Source organism: Streptomyces sp. I05A-00742 (assembly GCF_013055795.1).
GTDB lineage: Bacteria > Actinomycetota > Actinomycetes > Streptomycetales > Streptomycetaceae > Streptomyces.
In genome coordinates, this window is sequence record NZ_JABETO010000006.1 from 106,619 (window position 1) to 123,039 (window position 16,421).

18 protein-coding genes and 1 tRNA gene are annotated in these 16,421 nt (G+C 72.5%); 10 read left to right on the top strand and 9 right to left on the bottom strand.

Annotated elements, in window-relative coordinates:
• Positions 1-16 precede the first annotated feature (16 nt).
• Complete coding sequence (locus HN013_RS08090; protein ID WP_171164584.1) at positions 17-511, top strand: Lrp/AsnC family transcriptional regulator; 495 nt, start codon at positions 17-19, stop codon at positions 509-511.
• A 76-nt stretch (positions 512-587) separates the two neighbouring features.
• Here HN013_RS08090 and HN013_RS08095 read toward each other — a convergent pair whose 3' ends face one another.
• Positions 588-1,178: a TetR/AcrR family transcriptional regulator gene (locus tag HN013_RS08095; protein ID WP_171164586.1), complete on the bottom strand. Its 591-nt coding sequence runs from the start codon at positions 1,176-1,178 to the stop codon at positions 588-590.
• A complete protein-coding gene (locus HN013_RS08100; protein ID WP_171164588.1) occupies positions 1,175-2,701 on the bottom strand; it encodes a 3-hydroxyacyl-CoA dehydrogenase in 1,527 nt (508 codons plus the stop codon). The genes HN013_RS08095 and HN013_RS08100 overlap by 4 nt, the downstream gene beginning before the upstream one ends.
• A gap of 220 nt (positions 2,702-2,921) precedes the next feature.
• Between HN013_RS08100 and paaN the strand changes: the two genes are divergently transcribed.
• On the top strand, positions 2,922-4,619 hold the full coding sequence (gene paaN / locus HN013_RS08105; protein ID WP_171164590.1) for a phenylacetic acid degradation protein PaaN: 1,698 nt from the start codon (positions 2,922-2,924) through the stop codon (positions 4,617-4,619).
• 86 nt (positions 4,620-4,705) lie between these two features.
• Here paaN and HN013_RS08110 read toward each other — a convergent pair whose 3' ends face one another.
• From HN013_RS08110 to HN013_RS08120, 3 genes are read right to left on the bottom strand one after another with little or no spacing between them, the layout of a single operon-like run.
• Entirely contained in the window at positions 4,706-5,464 is a 759-nt protein-coding gene (locus HN013_RS08110) for an RNA methyltransferase (RefSeq protein WP_171164591.1), read from the bottom strand.
• A gap of 30 nt (positions 5,465-5,494) precedes the next feature.
• Entirely contained in the window at positions 5,495-6,802 is a 1,308-nt protein-coding gene (locus tag HN013_RS08115; protein WP_212764095.1) for an HTTM domain-containing protein, read from the bottom strand.
• Positions 6,799-7,500 carry a DUF5819 family protein gene (locus HN013_RS08120; RefSeq protein ID WP_171164593.1) on the bottom strand — a complete coding sequence of 234 codons (702 nt, stop codon included), beginning with the start codon at positions 7,498-7,500 and terminating at the stop codon, positions 6,799-6,801. The genes HN013_RS08115 and HN013_RS08120 overlap by 4 nt, the downstream gene beginning before the upstream one ends.
• 293 nt (positions 7,501-7,793) lie before the next feature.
• Between HN013_RS08120 and paaA the strand changes: the two genes are divergently transcribed.
• Genes paaA through HN013_RS08145 form a run of 5 tightly spaced genes read left to right on the top strand, consistent with a single transcriptional unit; the run spans position 7,794 to position 11,494 of the window.
• Positions 7,794-8,813, top strand: coding sequence for a 1,2-phenylacetyl-CoA epoxidase subunit PaaA (gene paaA, locus HN013_RS08125; protein ID WP_171164595.1), 1,020 nt, complete (start codon positions 7,794-7,796; stop codon positions 8,811-8,813).
• Positions 8,810-9,097, top strand: a complete 288-nt coding sequence (gene paaB, locus HN013_RS08130) for a 1,2-phenylacetyl-CoA epoxidase subunit PaaB (RefSeq protein WP_171164596.1) — start codon at positions 8,810-8,812, stop codon at positions 9,095-9,097. Before paaA ends, paaB begins: the two co-directional genes overlap by 4 nt.
• A gap of 29 nt (positions 9,098-9,126) precedes the next feature.
• Entirely contained in the window at positions 9,127-9,867 is a 741-nt protein-coding gene (gene paaC / locus HN013_RS08135; RefSeq protein WP_312018541.1) for a 1,2-phenylacetyl-CoA epoxidase subunit PaaC, read from the top strand.
• Positions 9,861-10,406: a 1,2-phenylacetyl-CoA epoxidase subunit PaaD gene (paaD, locus tag HN013_RS08140; protein WP_171164598.1), complete on the top strand. Its 546-nt coding sequence runs from the start codon at positions 9,861-9,863 to the stop codon at positions 10,404-10,406. The genes paaC and paaD overlap by 7 nt, the downstream gene beginning before the upstream one ends.
• Entirely contained in the window at positions 10,406-11,494 is a 1,089-nt protein-coding gene (locus HN013_RS08145; RefSeq protein ID WP_171164600.1) for a 2Fe-2S iron-sulfur cluster-binding protein, read from the top strand. The genes paaD and HN013_RS08145 overlap by 1 nt, the downstream gene beginning before the upstream one ends.
• A gap of 79 nt (positions 11,495-11,573) precedes the next feature.
• On the opposite strand, the gene HN013_RS08150 is transcribed toward HN013_RS08145, so the two are convergent.
• From HN013_RS08150 to HN013_RS08160, 3 genes are read right to left on the bottom strand one after another with little or no spacing between them, the layout of a single operon-like run.
• On the bottom strand, positions 11,574-11,921 hold the full coding sequence (locus HN013_RS08150) for a rhodanese-like domain-containing protein (protein ID WP_171164602.1): 348 nt from the start codon (positions 11,919-11,921) through the stop codon (positions 11,574-11,576).
• Positions 11,922-11,931: 10 nt separating this feature from the next.
• The gene (locus HN013_RS08155; protein ID WP_249374834.1) at positions 11,932-12,714 is read right to left on the bottom strand and encodes a hypothetical protein; all 783 of its coding nucleotides are present in this window, start codon (positions 12,712-12,714) and stop codon (positions 11,932-11,934) included.
• 56 nt (positions 12,715-12,770) lie between these two features.
• The gene (locus tag HN013_RS08160; RefSeq protein ID WP_171164606.1) at positions 12,771-13,811 is read right to left on the bottom strand and encodes a hypothetical protein; all 1,041 of its coding nucleotides are present in this window, start codon (positions 13,809-13,811) and stop codon (positions 12,771-12,773) included.
• Positions 13,812-13,895: 84 nt separating this feature from the next.
• Between HN013_RS08160 and HN013_RS08165 the strand changes: the two genes are divergently transcribed.
• Complete coding sequence (locus HN013_RS08165) at positions 13,896-14,330, top strand: MarR family winged helix-turn-helix transcriptional regulator (protein ID WP_171164607.1); 435 nt, start codon at positions 13,896-13,898, stop codon at positions 14,328-14,330.
• 174 nt (positions 14,331-14,504) lie between these two features.
• Here the strand turns inward: HN013_RS08165 and HN013_RS08170 are convergent.
• Positions 14,505-14,588, bottom strand: a tRNA-Leu gene (locus HN013_RS08170).
• A gap of 360 nt (positions 14,589-14,948) precedes the next feature.
• Here HN013_RS08170 and HN013_RS08175 point away from each other — a divergent pair.
• Positions 14,949-15,812: a DUF3662 and FHA domain-containing protein gene (locus HN013_RS08175; protein ID WP_171164609.1), complete on the top strand. Its 864-nt coding sequence runs from the start codon at positions 14,949-14,951 to the stop codon at positions 15,810-15,812.
• A gap of 10 nt (positions 15,813-15,822) precedes the next feature.
• Positions 15,823-16,365 carry an FHA domain-containing protein gene (locus HN013_RS08180; protein WP_171164611.1) on the top strand — a complete coding sequence of 181 codons (543 nt, stop codon included), beginning with the start codon at positions 15,823-15,825 and terminating at the stop codon, positions 16,363-16,365.
• The last annotated feature ends 56 nt before the right edge of the window (positions 16,366-16,421 follow it).

The following is a 16,421-nucleotide window of genomic DNA, read 5'->3' on the forward strand; positions in this document are numbered from 1 at the left end:
GGGGAGGCATGGCGGTATGCCGGACGAACAGATGGCCAATTCGGGCCCCAGAACGCCCACCCGACCGCTCGACGAGATCGACCGCTCGATCCTGTACATGCTCCAGACCGACGGCAGGGCGTCGATACGCTCCGTGGCCGAGCGGGTGCACGTCTCGCGCGCCAACGCCTACGCGCGGATCAACCGGCTCATCGACGACGGGGTCATCCGGGGGTTCGGGGCCCGCATCGACCAGGAGCGGGCGGGGCAGGGCGCGTCGGCCTACATCACGCTGAAGATCGTCCAGAACACCTGGCGCGCTGTCCGCGAAAAGCTCCGGGTGCTGCCGGGGGCCGCCCATATCGCCCTGGTCAGCGGGGACTTCGACGTCCTGCTGCTCGTCCACACCAAGGACAACCGGGCCCTGCGCGAGCTCGTGCTCACCCGGATCCAGGCCATCGACGAGGTGCTGAGCACGCGCACCCTGCTGGTCTTCGAGGAGCAGGATCTCAAGGAGGGCCTGGGCGAGTGAGGGGCGGCCGCCCGACCCGGCCCGAACCGGCCTGAACCGGACCGGACCGAACCGAACCGGTCCGGACCGCCCGGGATCAGTGGGCCCGCAGCCCCGCGAACGCCGTACGGATCACCGCGTCTGCCACCTCTTCGCTGGTCGCGGCGTTGCCCCGCTGCGGCCGGTACCACTCCACCACCGAGTTGATCATGCCGAAGAGCAGCCGGGTGGCCAGCCGGACGTCCACGTCGGCCCGCAGGTCGCCGTCGGCCGCGGCCTGCTTGAGCAGGGCCGCGACCCGGTGGTCGAACTCGCGGCGGCGTTCCATGGCCCACCGCTCGGTGTCCGTGTTGCCGCGGACACGCAGCAGGAGCGTCACGTAGGGCAGTTCGGAGATCAGCACCTCGACGGTGCGCCGGGTGACGTATTCCAGCCGGTCGACCGCCGGGCCCGCGGTGGCTCCGGGCTCGTCCAGCACGGCGAAGAGCCCGTCGAGCGCACGGCTTATGGCCCGCCGCAGCAGCTCCTCCTTGCTCCTCACATGGTGGTAGATCGAGGACTTGGAGATCCCCGCGGCCCGCGACAGGTGCTCCATGGAGGTGCCGTCGTAGCCACGCTCGTTGAACACCGCGACGGCGACCGCGAGCAGCGATTCTGGCGTGTAGGTGTCACGCTTGGCCATGGTCATGATTGAAGCAGGCTCTCCTTGACGGCCGCACGGCGGCGGAGCGGCTGGGACGGGGCGTAGCGGCCGCCCGGGTACTCGGACTCCATGTTGCGCAGGAAGCGGCCGACCCACTCCGCGCCCAGCTCCCGGCCCCACTCCAGGGGCCCGCGCGGGTAGTTCACGCCGAGCCGCATGGCGGTGTCGATGTCCTCCGGGGTGGCGACGCCGCGGCCGGCGGCGTCCTCGGCGAGGTCGACGAGCAGGGCGACCGTCCGCGCGACGATCAGGCCGGGCACGTCGTCCACGACGCTGACCTCCTTGCCGAGCGCCTGGAACAGGCCGGTGGCGGCCCGGACGTCGGCCGGGGAGGCGGAGGCGGAGCCGGCGAGGGCCACGCGGTCGCAGGACCGGTAGTCGAGGGCGAGGTCGAAGCGGACGGCGGGCGCCCCGGCCCCGGAGACGGTGGAACGGCCGTCCGTCAGGGCCAGCCGGGCCCCGCCGGGCAGCGTGAAGTACCCGCCGCCCCCGCCAGGGGCCTCCTCCCGTGTCAGGGCGATGCCCGCCGCCTCGATCAGCTCCGGCAGAACGGCCGCGGCGGGGGGCGGCTCGCCGTGGAGAGTGACGGCCCCGGGCGCCTTCTCGGGAGCGGCGGTGTGCGGATCCGGCCGTTCGGCGCCTTCCGCGTGGTCGTACCAGCCGTGCCCGCTCTTGCGCCCCAGCAGCCCCGCCTCCACCAGGCGCCGCTGGGCGAGGGACGGCGTGAACTTCGGGTGATGGAAGAACGCCTCGTACACCGAACGGGTGACGGCTTCGTTCACGTCCTGCCCGATGAGGTCGGTCAGCTCGAACGGCCCCATGGCGAACCCGCCGCTCCCGCGCAGTACGGCGTCGATGGTGGCGGGGTCCGCTGCCCGCTCCTCCAGCAGCCGGAATGCCTCGGCGTAGAACGGCCGGGCCACCCGGTTGACGATGAAGCCGGGGGTGTCCGCGCAGCGCACGGGCGTCTTCCCCCAGGCGGCGGCGGTGGCGTACGCGCGGTCGGCGGCGGCCGGTTCGGTGGCGTGCCCCCGGACGACCTCGACCAGCGGCAGCAGCGGCGCGGGGTTGAAGAAGTGCAGGCCGACGAGGCGGCCGGGGCGGCGCAGCGGTCCGGCGACGGCCGTCACGGAGAGGGACGACGTGTTGGTGGCGAGCAGACAGTCGTCGTCGACGATCGCCTCCAGATCGCCGAACAGCTTTTGCTTGACGTCCAGTTGTTCGACGACGGCCTCGACGACGAGCGCGGAGCCGGCGAGTCCGTCGAGCTCCGCGGCGGGGCGCAGCCGGGCGACGGCCGCGTCCCGGGCCCCCGCCTCCAGCCTGCCCTTGGCGACGAGGCGGTCCAGGCGGGCGGCGACGGCCCGCGCGGCGGCCTCGGCGCGGCCCGGCAGGGCGTCGTACAGCCGTACGGGATGGCCCGCGGCCAGGGCGACCTGGGCGATGCCCTGGCCCATGGTGCCCGTGCCCACGACGGCCACGGTGCGCTCCGGCTCGATTGCGGTCATGGCAGTGATCCTCCCCGATGAGGTGGTCCCGGATTCGCCGGGCCCCCTTGTCCCGACCGATCGTTCGGTTAATGTATCTGGCGGGTACGACAACGGCACCCGCCCGTGCGCATCCGTCACCACCGCTTCACCTGGTTCCACTGCTTTCACTGCGTTCCCTGCGTTCATCGCGTTCACCGCCACCGCATCCGAGCCCCGCCCGACGAGGAGTTGGTCAGCCGTGACTGCCGGACTCACCATCGACCAGTTGACCGAGAAGCACGCCGCCACTCTCGATACGGCCCTCGACGTCATCCGCACCCGCGCCTACTGGTCCCCGCATCCCGAGCACCCCAAGGCGTACGGGTCCGACCAGGAGGGCGGCCTGGACGCCGCCGCCGGGCAGGCGGCCTTCGAGGCCCTGCGCGACGGGCGCTTCGAGCTCGACCAGCCCGGCACGGACGGCTGGACCGGCTCCGAGGTCTCGCCCTACGGCCCGCGGCTCGGCATCGAGTACCCGCACGCCGACCTCGCCGTGCTGCTCCCGGCCATGCGGTCCGCCATGCGCCCGTGGCGCGAGGCCGGCCCCCGCCACCGGGCGCTCGTGTGTCTGGAGATCCTCAAGCGGATCGGCGCCCGGACGCACGAGATGGCGCACGCGGTCATGCACACCAGCGGCCAGGCGTTCATGATGGCGTTCCAGGCCGGCGGCCCGCACGCCCAGGACCGCGGGCTGGAGGCCGTCGCCTACGCCTACGCCGCGCAGGCCGAGGTGGAGCGGACCACCGAGTGGGTCAAGCCCCAGGGCAAACGCGACCCGCTGAAGCTGGACAAGCAGTTCACCGCGGTGCCGCGGGGCATCGCCCTCGTCATCGGCTGCAACACCTTCCCCACCTGGAACGGCTACCCGGGCCTGTTCGCCTCGCTCGCCACCGGAAACCCCGTCCTGGTCAAGCCCCACCCGCGCGCGGTCCTGCCGCTCGCGCTGACCGTGCGCATCGCGCGCGAGGTGCTGCGCGAGGCCGGCTTCTCCCCCGACCTCGTCGCCCTGGCCGCCGAGCGCGACGGCGAGGGCATCGCCAGGCCGCTGGCCGTGCACCCGGACGTCCGGATCATCGACTACACCGGCTCCACCGCCTTCGGCGACTGGCTGGAGGCCAACGCCCGCCAGGCCCAGGTCTTCACGGAGAAGGCCGGCGTCAACACGGTGATCGTCGACTCCACCGACAACTACCGGGGCATGCTCTCCAACCTGGCCTTCTCGCTCTCCCTCTACAGCGGCCAGATGTGCACCACCCCGCAGAACCTGCTGATCCCGCGCGGCGGCATCGGCACCGACGCCGGCCACAAGACGTACGACGCGGTGGTGGCCGACCTGGCGGACGCCGTCCAGCAGCTGCTCGGCGACGACGCACGGGCCAACGCCCTGCTCGGCGCCATCGTCAACGACCAGGTCAAGGAGCGCATCGAGGCGGCCGGCCGGCTCGGCGAAATGGCGCTCGCCTCCCGGACGGTGGCCAACCCGGACTTCCCCGACGCGACCGTCCGCACCCCGGTGATCGTCAAGCTCGACGGCGCCAAGCCGGACGCCGAGGCGGCGTACTTCTCCGAGTGCTTCGGCCCGGTGTCGTTCGCCGTGGCCGTGGACTCCACGGCGGAAGCGGTGGAGTTGCTGCGCCGCACCGTGCGGGAGAAGGGCGCGATGACCGTCGGCGCCTACACGACCTCGGCCGAGGCGGAGCAGCTGATCGAGCAGGCGTGCCTGGAGGAGAGCGCCCAGCTGTCGCTGAACCTCACCGGTGGGGTGTACGTCAACCAGACGGCCGCGTTCTCCGACTACCACGGCTCGGGCGGCAACCCGGCGGCGAACGCGGCGCTGTGCGACGGGGCGTTCGTGGCGAGCCGGTTCCGGACGGTGGAGGTGCGGCGGCAGGCGTGACGCTTCCGGTGGGGCAGGCTTTCCGGTAGGCCGTGCCTCCTTGCAGGCCGTAGGGCGTGCCTTCTTATGAGGCGCGCCCCAGGCCGTCAGCCCGCCTTTGGACCGCCCCAGTGGAACAGCGTCATCGCCACGCTCGTCGCGAGGTTGTAGCTCGACACCTGCGGGCGCATCGGCAGCGCGATCAGCCGGTCCGCCCGCGACCGGACCTCGTCCGAGATGCCGTGTCGTTCGGAGCCGAAGGCGAGCACCGCGTCGTCGGGCAGGACGACCGACCGGATGTCCTCGCCCTCCGGGTCCAGCGCGAACAGCGGCCCCCGCGGCAGGCCGTCGGGCTCCACCCGCTCGACGGCCGTGGCGTAGTGCAGTCCCGCGCCCGCCCGGACGGCGTTCTGGTGCCACGGGTCGAGGTCACCGGTGGTCACCACGCCGGTCGCGCCGAACCCGGCCGCCAGCCGGATCACGGCGCCGACGTTCCCGAGGTTGCGCGGGTTGTCGAGGAGGACGACGGGCGCGCGCCGGGGCAGGCGGGCCAGCGCGGCGAGGTTGTCCTCCCGGGCCGGCCGGGCGGCCAGCGCGGCGACCTCGGTGGTGTGGCCCCGGGGGACCAGCCCGCGCAGGACCGCCCGGTCCACCTCGACCAGGAGGCCGCGCAGCGCGTCGGTCACGTCGTCGGCCAGCCGGTCGGCGAGCGCCAGGACGCCGGCCTTGTCGCAGGTGAGCGCCGGGCCGACGCGGGCCCCGAAGCGCAGGGCGTGCTTGATGGCGTGGAATCCGTCGAGCAGCACGGCACCGGGGGCCAGCTCGCCCCACTGCCGCACGGCGATACCGGTCGCGTCCTCGGTCATGCGCTCAGCCTACGGCGCTGACCTGGGCACTCACGGCCCCGGCGGACGTCCGGCACCGGCTCCCGCCGACAGCTCGGCGTCGCCGTCCGCACGGTCCGCCGATTCCGGCCCGGCCGCCGCGCGCCCGCGCTGGGCCGGGATCTCGCGCCGGTTGAACCGGACGAGCAGGCCCCAGGAGCGCGCCGCGGTCCGCGAGACAGAACCGCCCACGCGCCGGAGGAAGGTCGTCGGCAGGAACACGGCGTCCGCGAAGATCATCACCAGGGAGAAGAAGGGCAGTCCGAGGAGGACGGCGATGCCCAGGTGCTCGGCCATCATCAGCGCCAGGAGGACGTTCTTCACCCGTCGGTTGATCAGGGTGAAGGGGAAGGCCGCCTGGAGCGCCACCGTGCCGTAGCCGAGCAGCATCACGACGGTGCCGCTGGCGGCGAGGAGGTGCGACAGCCCGGGCCACGGGGAGAAGTAGTCGAGGTGCAGGGGGTAGTAGAGCGCGGTGCCGTCCTGCCAGAGCGTGCCCTGCACCTTGTACCAGCCTGCCGCACCGTAGATCAGGCAGACCTCGGCGAGGATCACCAGCAGGGCGGCGTTGTGCATCAGGTGCCCGAACGCGGCCATGACCTGGCGCGGCTCCGTGCCTCCGTACCGCCGCACGGCCCACCACAGGCCGTGCCCGCACCACAGGGCCCACAGCGCCATGGCCCAGCCGATGCCCGGGACCGGCCCGTTCTCCGTCCACTCCAGCCGGGTGTCGGCGTCCGCCGTCGCGAGGACCAGGGCGAGGCCGCAGAGCGCCCACAGCACGATCCCCGTGATGTCCCGTTCCCCTGCCGCCGCCTCGTCGCCGGCGGCCGCCGCCCGGCGCTTCGCGCGCCGGGCGTCGAGCGACCACACCTGGCCGCAGCGGGTGAACACCGTGTAGATCGCCATCAGGTGGAGGACGTTGTCCCCGCCGTCGCCGACGAAGACGCTGCGGTTCTGCAGCGACAGCAGGCCGATCATGTAGAGGACCGACATGGTCCTGGTCCGCCAGCCCAGCATCAGCAGGAGGGCACTGGCCATCGCGAAGAGGTAGACCAGCTGGAACCACCAGCCGCTCCCGGACCACACGAGCACCGTGAAGGCGTGGTTCTCGTCGGTCAGCCGCCGGGCCAGCTCCCAGCTCCAGGGGGCGTCGGGCCCGTACAGCTCCTGGCTGTTGACCCACTCGCGGGCCAGGAAGAACAGCCAGGTGAAGGAGAACCCGATCCGTATCAGCGCCGTCTGGTACGGGCCGAGGGAGGACCCGGTGACCCGGGCGTAGGCGTCGGCGCAGGAGGCGCGCAGCGAGGAGACGTTCACAGGGCCCGCACCACCTTGAGGTCATCGGCGGTGACGTGCCACCAGGCCAGCTCACGACGGGCCGGGTCGGCGACCGTCCGGTCCTTGTTCCAGGGCGGCGGTGCGACGTTGGTGGTCACGGAGCGGAGCTGGACGCTCTCCAGCCGCTTCCCCTCGCGGTCGAGGTCGAGGCCGAGCCGGGAGACGGCGAGCCGACGCAGGTACTCCTTGGAGAGGTTGCCGCGCGTGCCCGTGGGCCGGCCCTGGTCGTCGTGCCAGGCGAGGTAGAAGTCCCAGGCGCGGCGGAGCTGGTTCTGCCGCGCGTGGCTCGGGAGCGGGTTGTGGTGGATGGCGGCACCGTCCTGGGCGGAGAGGTCGGTCCACGAGGTGGTCGTGACCTTGCCGTCGGACTCGCGGACCCGGGCACGGACCTGGACGGAGATGTTCTGCTGGAGGGGGTTCGGCGCGAAGAACTTCCAGTTCTGCTCGAACTCCGGCAGAACGTAGTCGTTGATGGTCGAGGCATGCTGCTTACTGATCGTGTTCGACGGCGCGACATGCAGAAACATGATGCCTATGTGCACCACCGTCACCACGGCGACGATGAGGGCGCCGAACGCGACGGCACAGCGTGCGGGCCGCGACAGTCCGGCGGCCGCGGCCGGTTCCGCCCGCTCGGCGGCACCGCCCTCCCGCTCGTCGCTGTCGTCCGTGTCCATGTACGCCCCGATTTCCGCTCGCCGATCGTGCGCGGACGCCTTCCGCGCACCCGAACGGTACCGATCCGACGGCGCCCGGCGCAGCGGCCATAGGGCCTTCGTACGGCGGCGAGGGTCCTCCGTCCGCCCTGTGCCGTTGTCCACAGCCGGTCACAGGCGGTTATCCACAGGCTTGACACCGGCCAGTGAGCCGCCTCACCATTGAACCGAACGATCGGTCGGTCGGTGGGGATGGCACGCCCCGGCGGAACGGCGGCGTTCGAACGGTTCGCACCGGACGAGGGGGCATCGGCATGACCACGACGGCACCGGAAACGGTGGACACGGGAACCCTGGAGGCGGTGTTCGACGCCGCGGTGGCGGCGGACGAACGCATCGAGCCGCGCGACTGGATGCCCGACGCCTACCGCGCCACCCTGGTCCGGCAGATCGCCCAGCACGCCCACTCCGAGATCATCGGCATGCAGCCCGAGGCCAACTGGATCACCCGGGCCCCCTCGCTGCGGCGCAAGGCCATCCTCATGGCCAAGGTCCAGGACGAGGCGGGCCACGGCCTCTACCTCTACAGCGCCGCCGAGACCCTGGGCGTCAGCCGCGAAGAGCTGCTGGACAAGCTGCACGCCGGCCGTCAGCGGTACTCCTCGATCTTCAACTACCCCACCCTGACCTGGGCCGACGTCGGCGCCATCGGCTGGCTCGTGGACGGCGCGGCCATCACCAACCAGGTCCCGCTCTGCCGCTGCTCCTACGGGCCGTACGCCCGGGCCATGGTCCGGGTCTGCAAGGAGGAGTCGTTCCACCAGCGCCAGGGCTACGAGCTGCTGCTCGCCCTCAGCCGCGGCACTCCGGAACAGCACGCGATGGCCCAGGACGCGGTGGACCGCTGGTGGTGGCCGTCGCTGATGATGTTCGGCCCGCCCGACGGCGAATCCCCGCACTCCGCCCAGTCCATGGCCTGGAGGATCAAGCGGCACTCCAACGACGAACTGCGGCGCCGCTTCGTCGACATCTGTGTCCCGCAGGCCGAATCCCTGGGCCTCACCCTGCCCGACCCGGACCTGCGGTGGAACGAGGAGACCGGCCACTACGACTTCGGCGCCATCGACTGGGACGAGTTCAACGAGGTCCTGCGCGGCAACGGCCCCTGCAACGAACAACGGCTCGCCCGCCGCCGCGAGGCCCACGAGGAGGGCGCCTGGGTGCGGGACGCGGCCGCCGCGTACGCCGCCCGGCACGCCGCCGCCCCGCCCCACCGCCCCGCCCACGACACCACCGAGCACGGCACCACCGACCACCCGGAGGCAACGGCATGAGCGGCACCGACTGGCCCCTGTGGGAGGTGTTCGTCCGCAGCAGGCGCGGCCTCTCGCACACCCACGCCGGCAGCCTGCACGCCCCCGACGCGCAGATGGCCCTGCGCAACGCCCGGGACCTCTACACCCGGCGCTCCGAGGGCGTCTCGATCTGGGTGGTGCCCTCCGACGCCATCACCGCGTCCTCGCCGGACGAGAAGGACCCGTTCTTCGAGCCCGCGGGCGACAAGGCGTACCGCCACCCGACCTTCTACGAGATCCCCGAGGGGGTGCGGCACCTGTGACCCCCGCACCCGTGAACCCTGCTGCACCCGTGAACCCGGCACCCGTGAACCCCGGCACCGTCCCCGCGGCGGCCGCCCTCGCCCTCGGTGACGACGCCCTGGTCCTCTCGCACCGGCTGGCGGAGTGGGCGGGCCGCGCGCCCGTCCTGGAGGAGGAGGTCGCGCTCACCAACATCGCCCTCGACCTGCTCGGCCAGGCCCGCACCCTGCTCTCGCTCGCCGGCGACGAGGACGAACTGGCCTACCTCCGCGAGGAGCGCGCCTTCCGCAACGTCCAGCTCGTCGAACAGCCCAACGGCGACTTCGCCCACACCATCGCCCGCCAGCTGTACTTCTCGGCCTACCAGCACCTGCTCCACTCCCGGCTCGCCGAGGGCGACGGACCGTTCGCCCCGCTGGCCGCCAAGGCGGTCAAGGAGATCGCCTACCACCTCGACCACGCCGAGCACTGGACCCTGCGGCTCGGCGACGGGACGGCCGAGAGCCACGGGCGGATGCGCCGGGCCCTGGACGGCCTGTGGCGGTACACGGGCGAGCTGTTCCAGCCCGTCGAGGGCCTGGAGGCCGTCGACTGGCCCGCCCTGCGGGCCGCGTGGACGGAGCGGATCGGCGAGACGCTGCGAAAGGCGACCCTGGAGCTCCCCACCGGCCCGCAGACGGGCGCCTGGACCGCGGGCGCCGGACGCCAGGGCATCCACACCGAGCCCTTCGGCCGCATGCTGGCCGAAATGCAGCACCTGCACCGCAGCCACCCGGGGGCGTCATGGTGACCGACCGCGCGACGCCCCACGAGCCCCGGGACCTCACCGAGCCCCGGGACCTCACCCCCCTGGAGGAGCGGCTGCGCGCGCTCGCCGGCTCCGTCCCCGACCCCGAACTGCCCGTCATCACCCTGGACGAGCTGGGCGTCCTGCGCGACCTGCGCGTCACGGGCCCCGGCCGGGTGGAAGTGGACCTGACCCCCACCTACACCGGCTGCCCCGCCGTCGAGGCCATGTCCGCCGACATCGAGCGCGTCCTGCACGGGGAAGGCGTACCCGACGTCGAGGTCCGCACCGTGCTCTCGCCCGCCTGGACCACCGACGCCATCAGTGCCGAAGGAAAGCGCAAACTGGCCGAGTTCGGCGTCGCCCCGCCGCGGCCCTCCGGACCGGACGGCCCCATACCCGTACAGCTCGCCATCCGCTGCCCGCACTGCGGCTCCACCGACACCACGCTGCTCAGCCGCTTCTCCTCCACCGCCTGCAAGGCCCTGCGCCGCTGCGACGCGTGCCGCGAGCCGTTCGACCACTTCAAGGAGTTGCTCTGATGGCAGCGGCACGCCACGGCACCTTCCACCGTCTGCGGGTGGCGGCCGTCGAACCGCTCACCGACGACGCGGTCGCCGTGACCTTCGCCGTCCCCGCCGCACTCCGCGACGCCTACCGCCACACGCCGGGCCAGCACCTCACCGTGCGGCACTCCGCGTCCGGCGCCGAGATACGCCGCACCTACTCCGTCTGCGGCCGGGCTCCCGGCCCCGAGGGACCCGACGCCCTGCGGGTCGGCGTCCGGCTCGTGGACGGCGGCGCGTTCTCGACGTACGCGTTCAAGGAACTGACCGCCGGGGACGAGCTGGAGGTGATGACACCGGCCGGCCGGTTCGTTCTGGAGCCGCGCCCCGGGTACTTCGCCGCGATCGTCGGCGGCAGCGGGATCACCCCCGTCCTGTCCATCGTGACGACGCTGCTCGCCCGCGAGCCGGAGGCCCGCTTCACCCTCCTCCGCAGCGACCGCACCACGGCCTCCACGATGTTCCTGGAGGAGGTCGCCGACCTCAAGGACCGCTACCCCGGCCGACTCCAGGTCGTCCAGACCCTCTCCCGCGAGGAACAGCAGGCGGGCCCGGCCTCCGGGCGGCTCGACGAACGGCGGCTGACCGGCCTGCTGCCCGCGCTGCTCCCGGTGGACTCGGTGGACGGCTGGTTCCTCTGCGGCCCGCACGGACTGGTCATGGGCGCCGAGCACGCGCTGCGCGGCCTCGGGGTGCCGCGCGAGCGGATACACGAGGAGATCTTCCACGTCGCGGAGGAGGCGGCTTCCCCGACGTCACCTGCCGCCCCGCCTTCCGCCGCGCCCACGCACAGCACCGTCACGGCGACGCTGGACGGCCGCGGTGGCCGGTGGCCCGTCCGCGACGGGGAGTCCCTGCTGGAGGCGGTCCTGCGCAACCGCCCCGACGCGCCCTACGCCTGCAAGGGCGGGGTGTGCGGGACGTGCCGGGCGTTCCTCGTCTCCGGTGAGGTGCGGATGGACCGCAATTACGCCCTGGAGGACGACGAACTGGAGTCGGGATACGTACTGGCCTGCCAGTCGCACCCGGCGACGGAACAGGTGGAGCTCGACTTCGACCGATGAAAGCCGGCCAACGGCCGACGGCCGGCGAGCCAGGGAGGGGGAGGGGCTCACCGCCCCCACCCCACCTCGGAAGCCGCCCTCAGATGACCGTGCCCGGGCTGCCGTCCGACGCCACCACGGGCCGGCCCGCCGCCTCCCACACCTGCATACCGCCGTCGACGTTCACCGCGTCCAGCCCCTGCTGCGCGAGATAGGCGGTGACCTGGGCCGACCGCCCGCCCGAGCGGCAGATCACATGGATCCGCCCGCCCTCGGGCGCCTTCTCGGTCAGCTCGCCGAACCGCGCGACGAAGTCGCTCATCGGGATGTGCAGCGCGGTCTCCGCGTGCCCCGCCTCCCACTCGTCGGCCTCGCGCACATCAAGCAGGAAGGCGTCGGCGGAGAGGGCGTCGACCCCGACCGTGGGGATCCCGGAACCAAAAGTCATGCGCCCGACGCTACCCGACCAGGGACGCCAGCCGGCTCTCGCGCTCCGCGATCTGCGCCAGCAGCCCGCCCGCGATCTCGTCCAGCAGCCCGTCGGGGTCCTCGGGCGCCATCTTGATCATCGCGCCGATCGCCGAGGACTCCAGTTCCGCGGCCACCTCGGCCAGCAGCTCCTTGCGCCGGGCCAGCCACTCCAGCCGCGCGTAGAGCTCCTCGGCCCGGTCGGGCCGCCGCTGCCCGGGGATGGGACCCGCCGCCCACTCCTCGGCCAGTTCGCGCAGCCGCTCCTCGTCACCCGCCGCGTAGGCCGCGTTGACGCGCACGACGAACTCCTCGCGCCGCCGCCGCTCCGGCTCGTCCGTGGCCAGGTCGGGGTGGGCCCGGCGGACGAGGTCGCGGTACGCCTTGCGGGCCGCGTCACTGGGCCGGACGCGCTCGGGCGGCCGCACCCGCTGCCCGGTGAGCATCGCGCTCGCCTCGGGCGACAGCCCCTCGGAGTCCATCCACCCGCCGAGCAGCTCCTCCACCCCGGGCATGGGCTGGATCAGCGCCCGCGCCTCGCGCGCCCGCCGCAGGTCGTCCGGGTCGCCGGAGCGGGCCGCGACGGCCTCGGCGATCCGTGCCTCCAGCTCGTCCAGGCGCCCGTACAGCGGACCGAGCCGCTGGTGGTGCAGCCGGGAGAAGTTCTCCACCTCCACCCGGAACGTCTCCACCGCGATCTCGAACTCGATCAGCGCCTGCTCGGCGGCCCGCACGGCCCGCTCAAGCCGTTCGGTGCCCGGTTCGGACGGCATGTCGGTCTCCGGATTCATCACCCGCCCAGCCTACGAGCTCCGGCCCCCCTCCCGCCTCAGACGCCGACCGCTTCCTCCATCTCCTCCTCGGCCCCGGCCTCCTCGGCCTCTGTCCCCGCGGCCGCCCGCACCCCGCGCCGGTGCTCCACCGCCCAGGCCGCTCCCAGCACGGCGAGCCCCACGACGAGCCAGCCCAGCAGCGTCGCCACGTGGCCGCCGAGGCCGGAGTGGCCGAAGTAGACGAGTCCGCGCGTGCCCTCCACAAAGCCCGCGCCGTTCCAGAAGCCGTGCAGGCCGGCAAAGAAGCGGTTCTGCAGCTCGGGCCGGAAGACGCCGCCCGCACTGGTGAAGTTCAGCATCACGAACAGCACCATCACGCCGAGCGTCGTCCACCGCTTGAGGAACGTGTGCAGCCCGGTGCCGATGAACAGCACACCGGCCGAGTAGAGCCAGGCCAGCCCCCACAGCCCCCACATCCCGTGGTCCACCAGGTCGAAGACGGGCCCCGCGAGCACCACCCCGATCACGCTCACCACCAACGAGGTCACGGCCGCCAGGGCCGCCCGTATCCGCAGCGGCAGCGCGCCCCCGGCCCCGCCGATCACCGCGACCGAGGCGTACGAACCGATGCTCAGCGCGACGAGCAGGAAGAAGATGCCCTGCCCGGTGGGATCGCCCTCCGACGGCGGCACCACGTCCGTCACCTTCAGCGGGGCGCCCTGCCGGGCCGCGACGGGCGTGAACACCTTCTGCACGGCCGAGGCCGTGGTGTCCGAGCCGGCCGAGGCGATCAGCAGCTCCGGCGCCCGGCGGCCGGGCACGTACGCCCCGAAGACGTCCTGGTCCCTCAGCTCCCGCACGGCCTCCGCGCGGTCGGCGACGGTGTGCACGGCCAGCTTGTCCCCGGCCCGGTCCTCCAGCGTCCGCGCCAGCTCCGTCGCGCTCCGGCCGGAGCCGACCACCGCCACCGGCAGCTCGTGCGGCGACGGGTCGGCGAACGCGCCGAGGTAGGCGAGCCCCATGCCGACGCACATCAGCAGCGGCGTGAGCAGGTGGGTCAGTACATGCCGGAGCGCGGCGCGCGTCGCGGGCCTCATGGGGCACCCTCTCCACAATAGTTGGCTTATACAACTTCTAACTTCAGTTGTACTATACAACCAAAAGCGAGGGAAGGGACTCCCGTGTCACACCGAGCCGATCACCTGGACACCATCCAGCGCGAGCTGACCGCCTTCGCCCGCCGGGCCCGCGCCACCGCGGGCCGGCTGCACCCCGAGCTGTCCCTGGTCTCGTACACCCTGCTCGCCCACCTCCAGGACCGACGGGGCTGCCGCGCCACCGACCTCGCCGCGCACTACCTGCTCGACAAGTCCACGGTCAGCCGCCAGGTCGCCGCCCTGGAACGGCTGGGCCTCGTCGAACGCCGCGCCGACCCCGACGACCAGCGGGTCCAGGTCCTGCACCTCACCGACCGCGGCACCGAGCTCCTGGACCAGGTCGCGGCCAGCCGCCGCGCCGCCGTCGAGAACCGCCTCGTCGACTGGGACGAGACCGACCTCGCCCGCTTCGCCGGCTACCTGCTGCGCTACAACGCCTACGGCACCGATCGGGATTGAGCGACCAACCGGGATTGAGCAACCAACCGGGATCGATCGGCCACCCGGGATTGACCACCGGGCCACCTGAGAGATACGGCACACCGTGCTCCGCCCACCGCGGAGCACCGGGAGCACAGCGCCGGACACGCAGAACAGGCCCCGTCGTTTTCACGACGGAGCCTGTTCTCGCTGTGCGCGAGGGGGGAGTTGAACCCCCACGCCCTTTCGGGCACTGGAACCTGAATCCAGCGCGTCTGCCTATTCCGCCACCCGCGCATTGGGTGTGTCCTCCGGCTTCCGCACCCTCTTCGGACTCTCCGTCCGGGTCTTGTGCGACCGCCTTCCGACATGCAGAACATTAGCACGCTCGGGAGGGTGCCTTCACGCCCGTAAGCCGCCGCCCGCCCCCGGAGGGTGCCCGGGGTACCGGCGGGGACCCCGCCGGTTGCGGGACACTGGCTCTCGGGCGCCTCTACGATCCCCCGTGAGGGAACTCGGAGGCGGCACCAGGGCGACACTCATCACTCCTGGCGCCGAAGGGGAACCAGCTGTTTTCCCGACGCGTGGATACGATCAGTAAGCAGTACAGGAACGGCACCGGGCATCACAGGCGTCACCGAGGGAAGGAGGTGCCCCGTGGGAGTACTGAAGCGCTTCGAGCAGCGACTCGAAGGTCTCGTGAACGGCACCTTTGCCAAGGTGTTCAAGTCCGAGGTCCAGCCCGTGGAGATCGCGGGCGCACTCCAGCGGGAGTGCGACAACAACGCCACCATCTGGAACCGTGACCGCACGGTCGTTCCCAACGACTTCATCGTGGAGCTGAGCGGCCCGGACTTCGAGCGGCTGAGCCCCTACTCCGGGCAGCTGGGCGACGAGCTGGCCGGCATGGTCCGCGACTACGCCAAGCAGCAGCGGTACACCTTCATGGGGACCATCAAGGTCCACCTGGAGAAAGCGGACGACCTCGACACGGGCCTGTACCGCGTGCGCAGCCGCACCCTGGCCGCCAGCGAGTCACAGGAGCCCCAGGGGCAGCTCGGTCAGCAGGCCCCCCAGGCGCCCTACGGCGGCGCGCCCCGGGGCGGTCCCTCCCCCGCCACCCAGGGCGGCGGCTACCCGCCGCAGCCCGCCGGCGCCCCGCCCATGCCGTCGTCCCCGCCGCCCGGCGCGGCCCGTCCCCAGCCCCGCGCGGGCGGGCCGGGAGCCGGCGCGGCGGAGCGGACACGGCGCTGGATCGAGATCAACGGTGCCCGTCACCAGATCTCCCGGCCGACCCTGGTGCTGGGCCGCAGCACCGAGGCGGACGTACGTATCGACGACCCCGGCGTCTCCCGCAGGCACTGCGAGATCCGGGTCGGCACCCCCGCGACCATCCAGGACCTGGGGTCGACCAACGGCATCGTTGTGGACGGGCAGCACACCACGCGCGCTACGCTCCGCGACGGCTCGCGCATTGTCGTGGGCAGCACCACCATCGTTTACCGGCAAGCCGAAGGGTGAAGCGGGGGCAATGTCAGAGCTGACCCTCACGGTCATGCGGTTGGGTTTCCTCGCCGTACTGTGGCTGTTCGTCATCGTGGCCGTCCAGGTCATTCGCAGTGACCTGTTCGGCACGCGGGTGACCGCGCGCGGCTCGCGCCGCGGCGGCGACGGGCGTCCGGCGCAGCGGGCGGCCCAGCAGGCCACCCCGCCGCCGCAGCGCCAGCAGTCCGGCGGGCGCCGGGGCGCCGACCGCCGGGAGAGCCGCGGCCGCCGCGGCGCACCCACCAAGCTGGTGATCTCGGAAGGCACGCTCACCGGCACCACGGTGGCCCTCCAGGGCCAGACCATCACCCTCGGCCGCGCCCACGACTCGACGATCGTGCTGGATGACGACTACGCCTCCAGCCGGCATGCCAGGATCTATCCCGACCGCGACGGCCGCTGGATCGTCGAGGACCTCGGTTCGACCAACGGCACCTATCTCGACCGGACCCGGCTGACCACCCCGACCCCGATCCCGCTCGGCGCGCCGATCCGCATCGGCAAAACCGTCATCGAGCTGCGGAAGTAGTTGGAACCATGACGACCGGAGGGTGGGCAGCGAGGTGGGCAAGGGGCTGTACCCGG

Coding starts and splice junctions, on each gene's coding strand:
- HN013_RS08160 (WP_171164606.1), bottom strand. CDS start 13,811: ATGAGGCCCGCGACGCGCGCCGCGCTCCGGCATGTACTGACCCACCTG.
- HN013_RS08150 (WP_171164602.1), bottom strand. CDS start 11,921: ATGACTTTTGGTTCCGGGATCCCCACGGTCGGGGTCGACGCCCTCTCC.
- HN013_RS08095 (WP_171164586.1), bottom strand. CDS start 1,178: ATGACCATGGCCAAGCGTGACACCTACACGCCAGAATCGCTGCTCGCG.
- paaB (WP_171164596.1), top strand. CDS start 8,810: ATGAGCGGCACCGACTGGCCCCTGTGGGAGGTGTTCGTCCGCAGCAGG.
- HN013_RS08110 (WP_171164591.1), bottom strand. CDS start 5,464: ATGACCGAGGACGCGACCGGTATCGCCGTGCGGCAGTGGGGCGAGCTG.
- HN013_RS08100 (WP_171164588.1), bottom strand. CDS start 2,701: ATGACCGCAATCGAGCCGGAGCGCACCGTGGCCGTCGTGGGCACGGGC.
- paaD (WP_171164598.1), top strand. CDS start 9,861: ATGGTGACCGACCGCGCGACGCCCCACGAGCCCCGGGACCTCACCGAG.
- HN013_RS08090 (WP_171164584.1), top strand. CDS start 17: ATGCCGGACGAACAGATGGCCAATTCGGGCCCCAGAACGCCCACCCGA.
- HN013_RS08145 (WP_171164600.1), top strand. CDS start 10,406: ATGGCAGCGGCACGCCACGGCACCTTCCACCGTCTGCGGGTGGCGGCC.
- HN013_RS08155 (WP_249374834.1), bottom strand. CDS start 12,714: ATGCCGTCCGAACCGGGCACCGAACGGCTTGAGCGGGCCGTGCGGGCC.
- paaA (WP_171164595.1), top strand. CDS start 7,794: ATGACCACGACGGCACCGGAAACGGTGGACACGGGAACCCTGGAGGCG.
- HN013_RS08120 (WP_171164593.1), bottom strand. CDS start 7,500: ATGGACACGGACGACAGCGACGAGCGGGAGGGCGGTGCCGCCGAGCGG.
- HN013_RS08180 (WP_171164611.1), top strand. CDS start 15,823: ATGTCAGAGCTGACCCTCACGGTCATGCGGTTGGGTTTCCTCGCCGTA.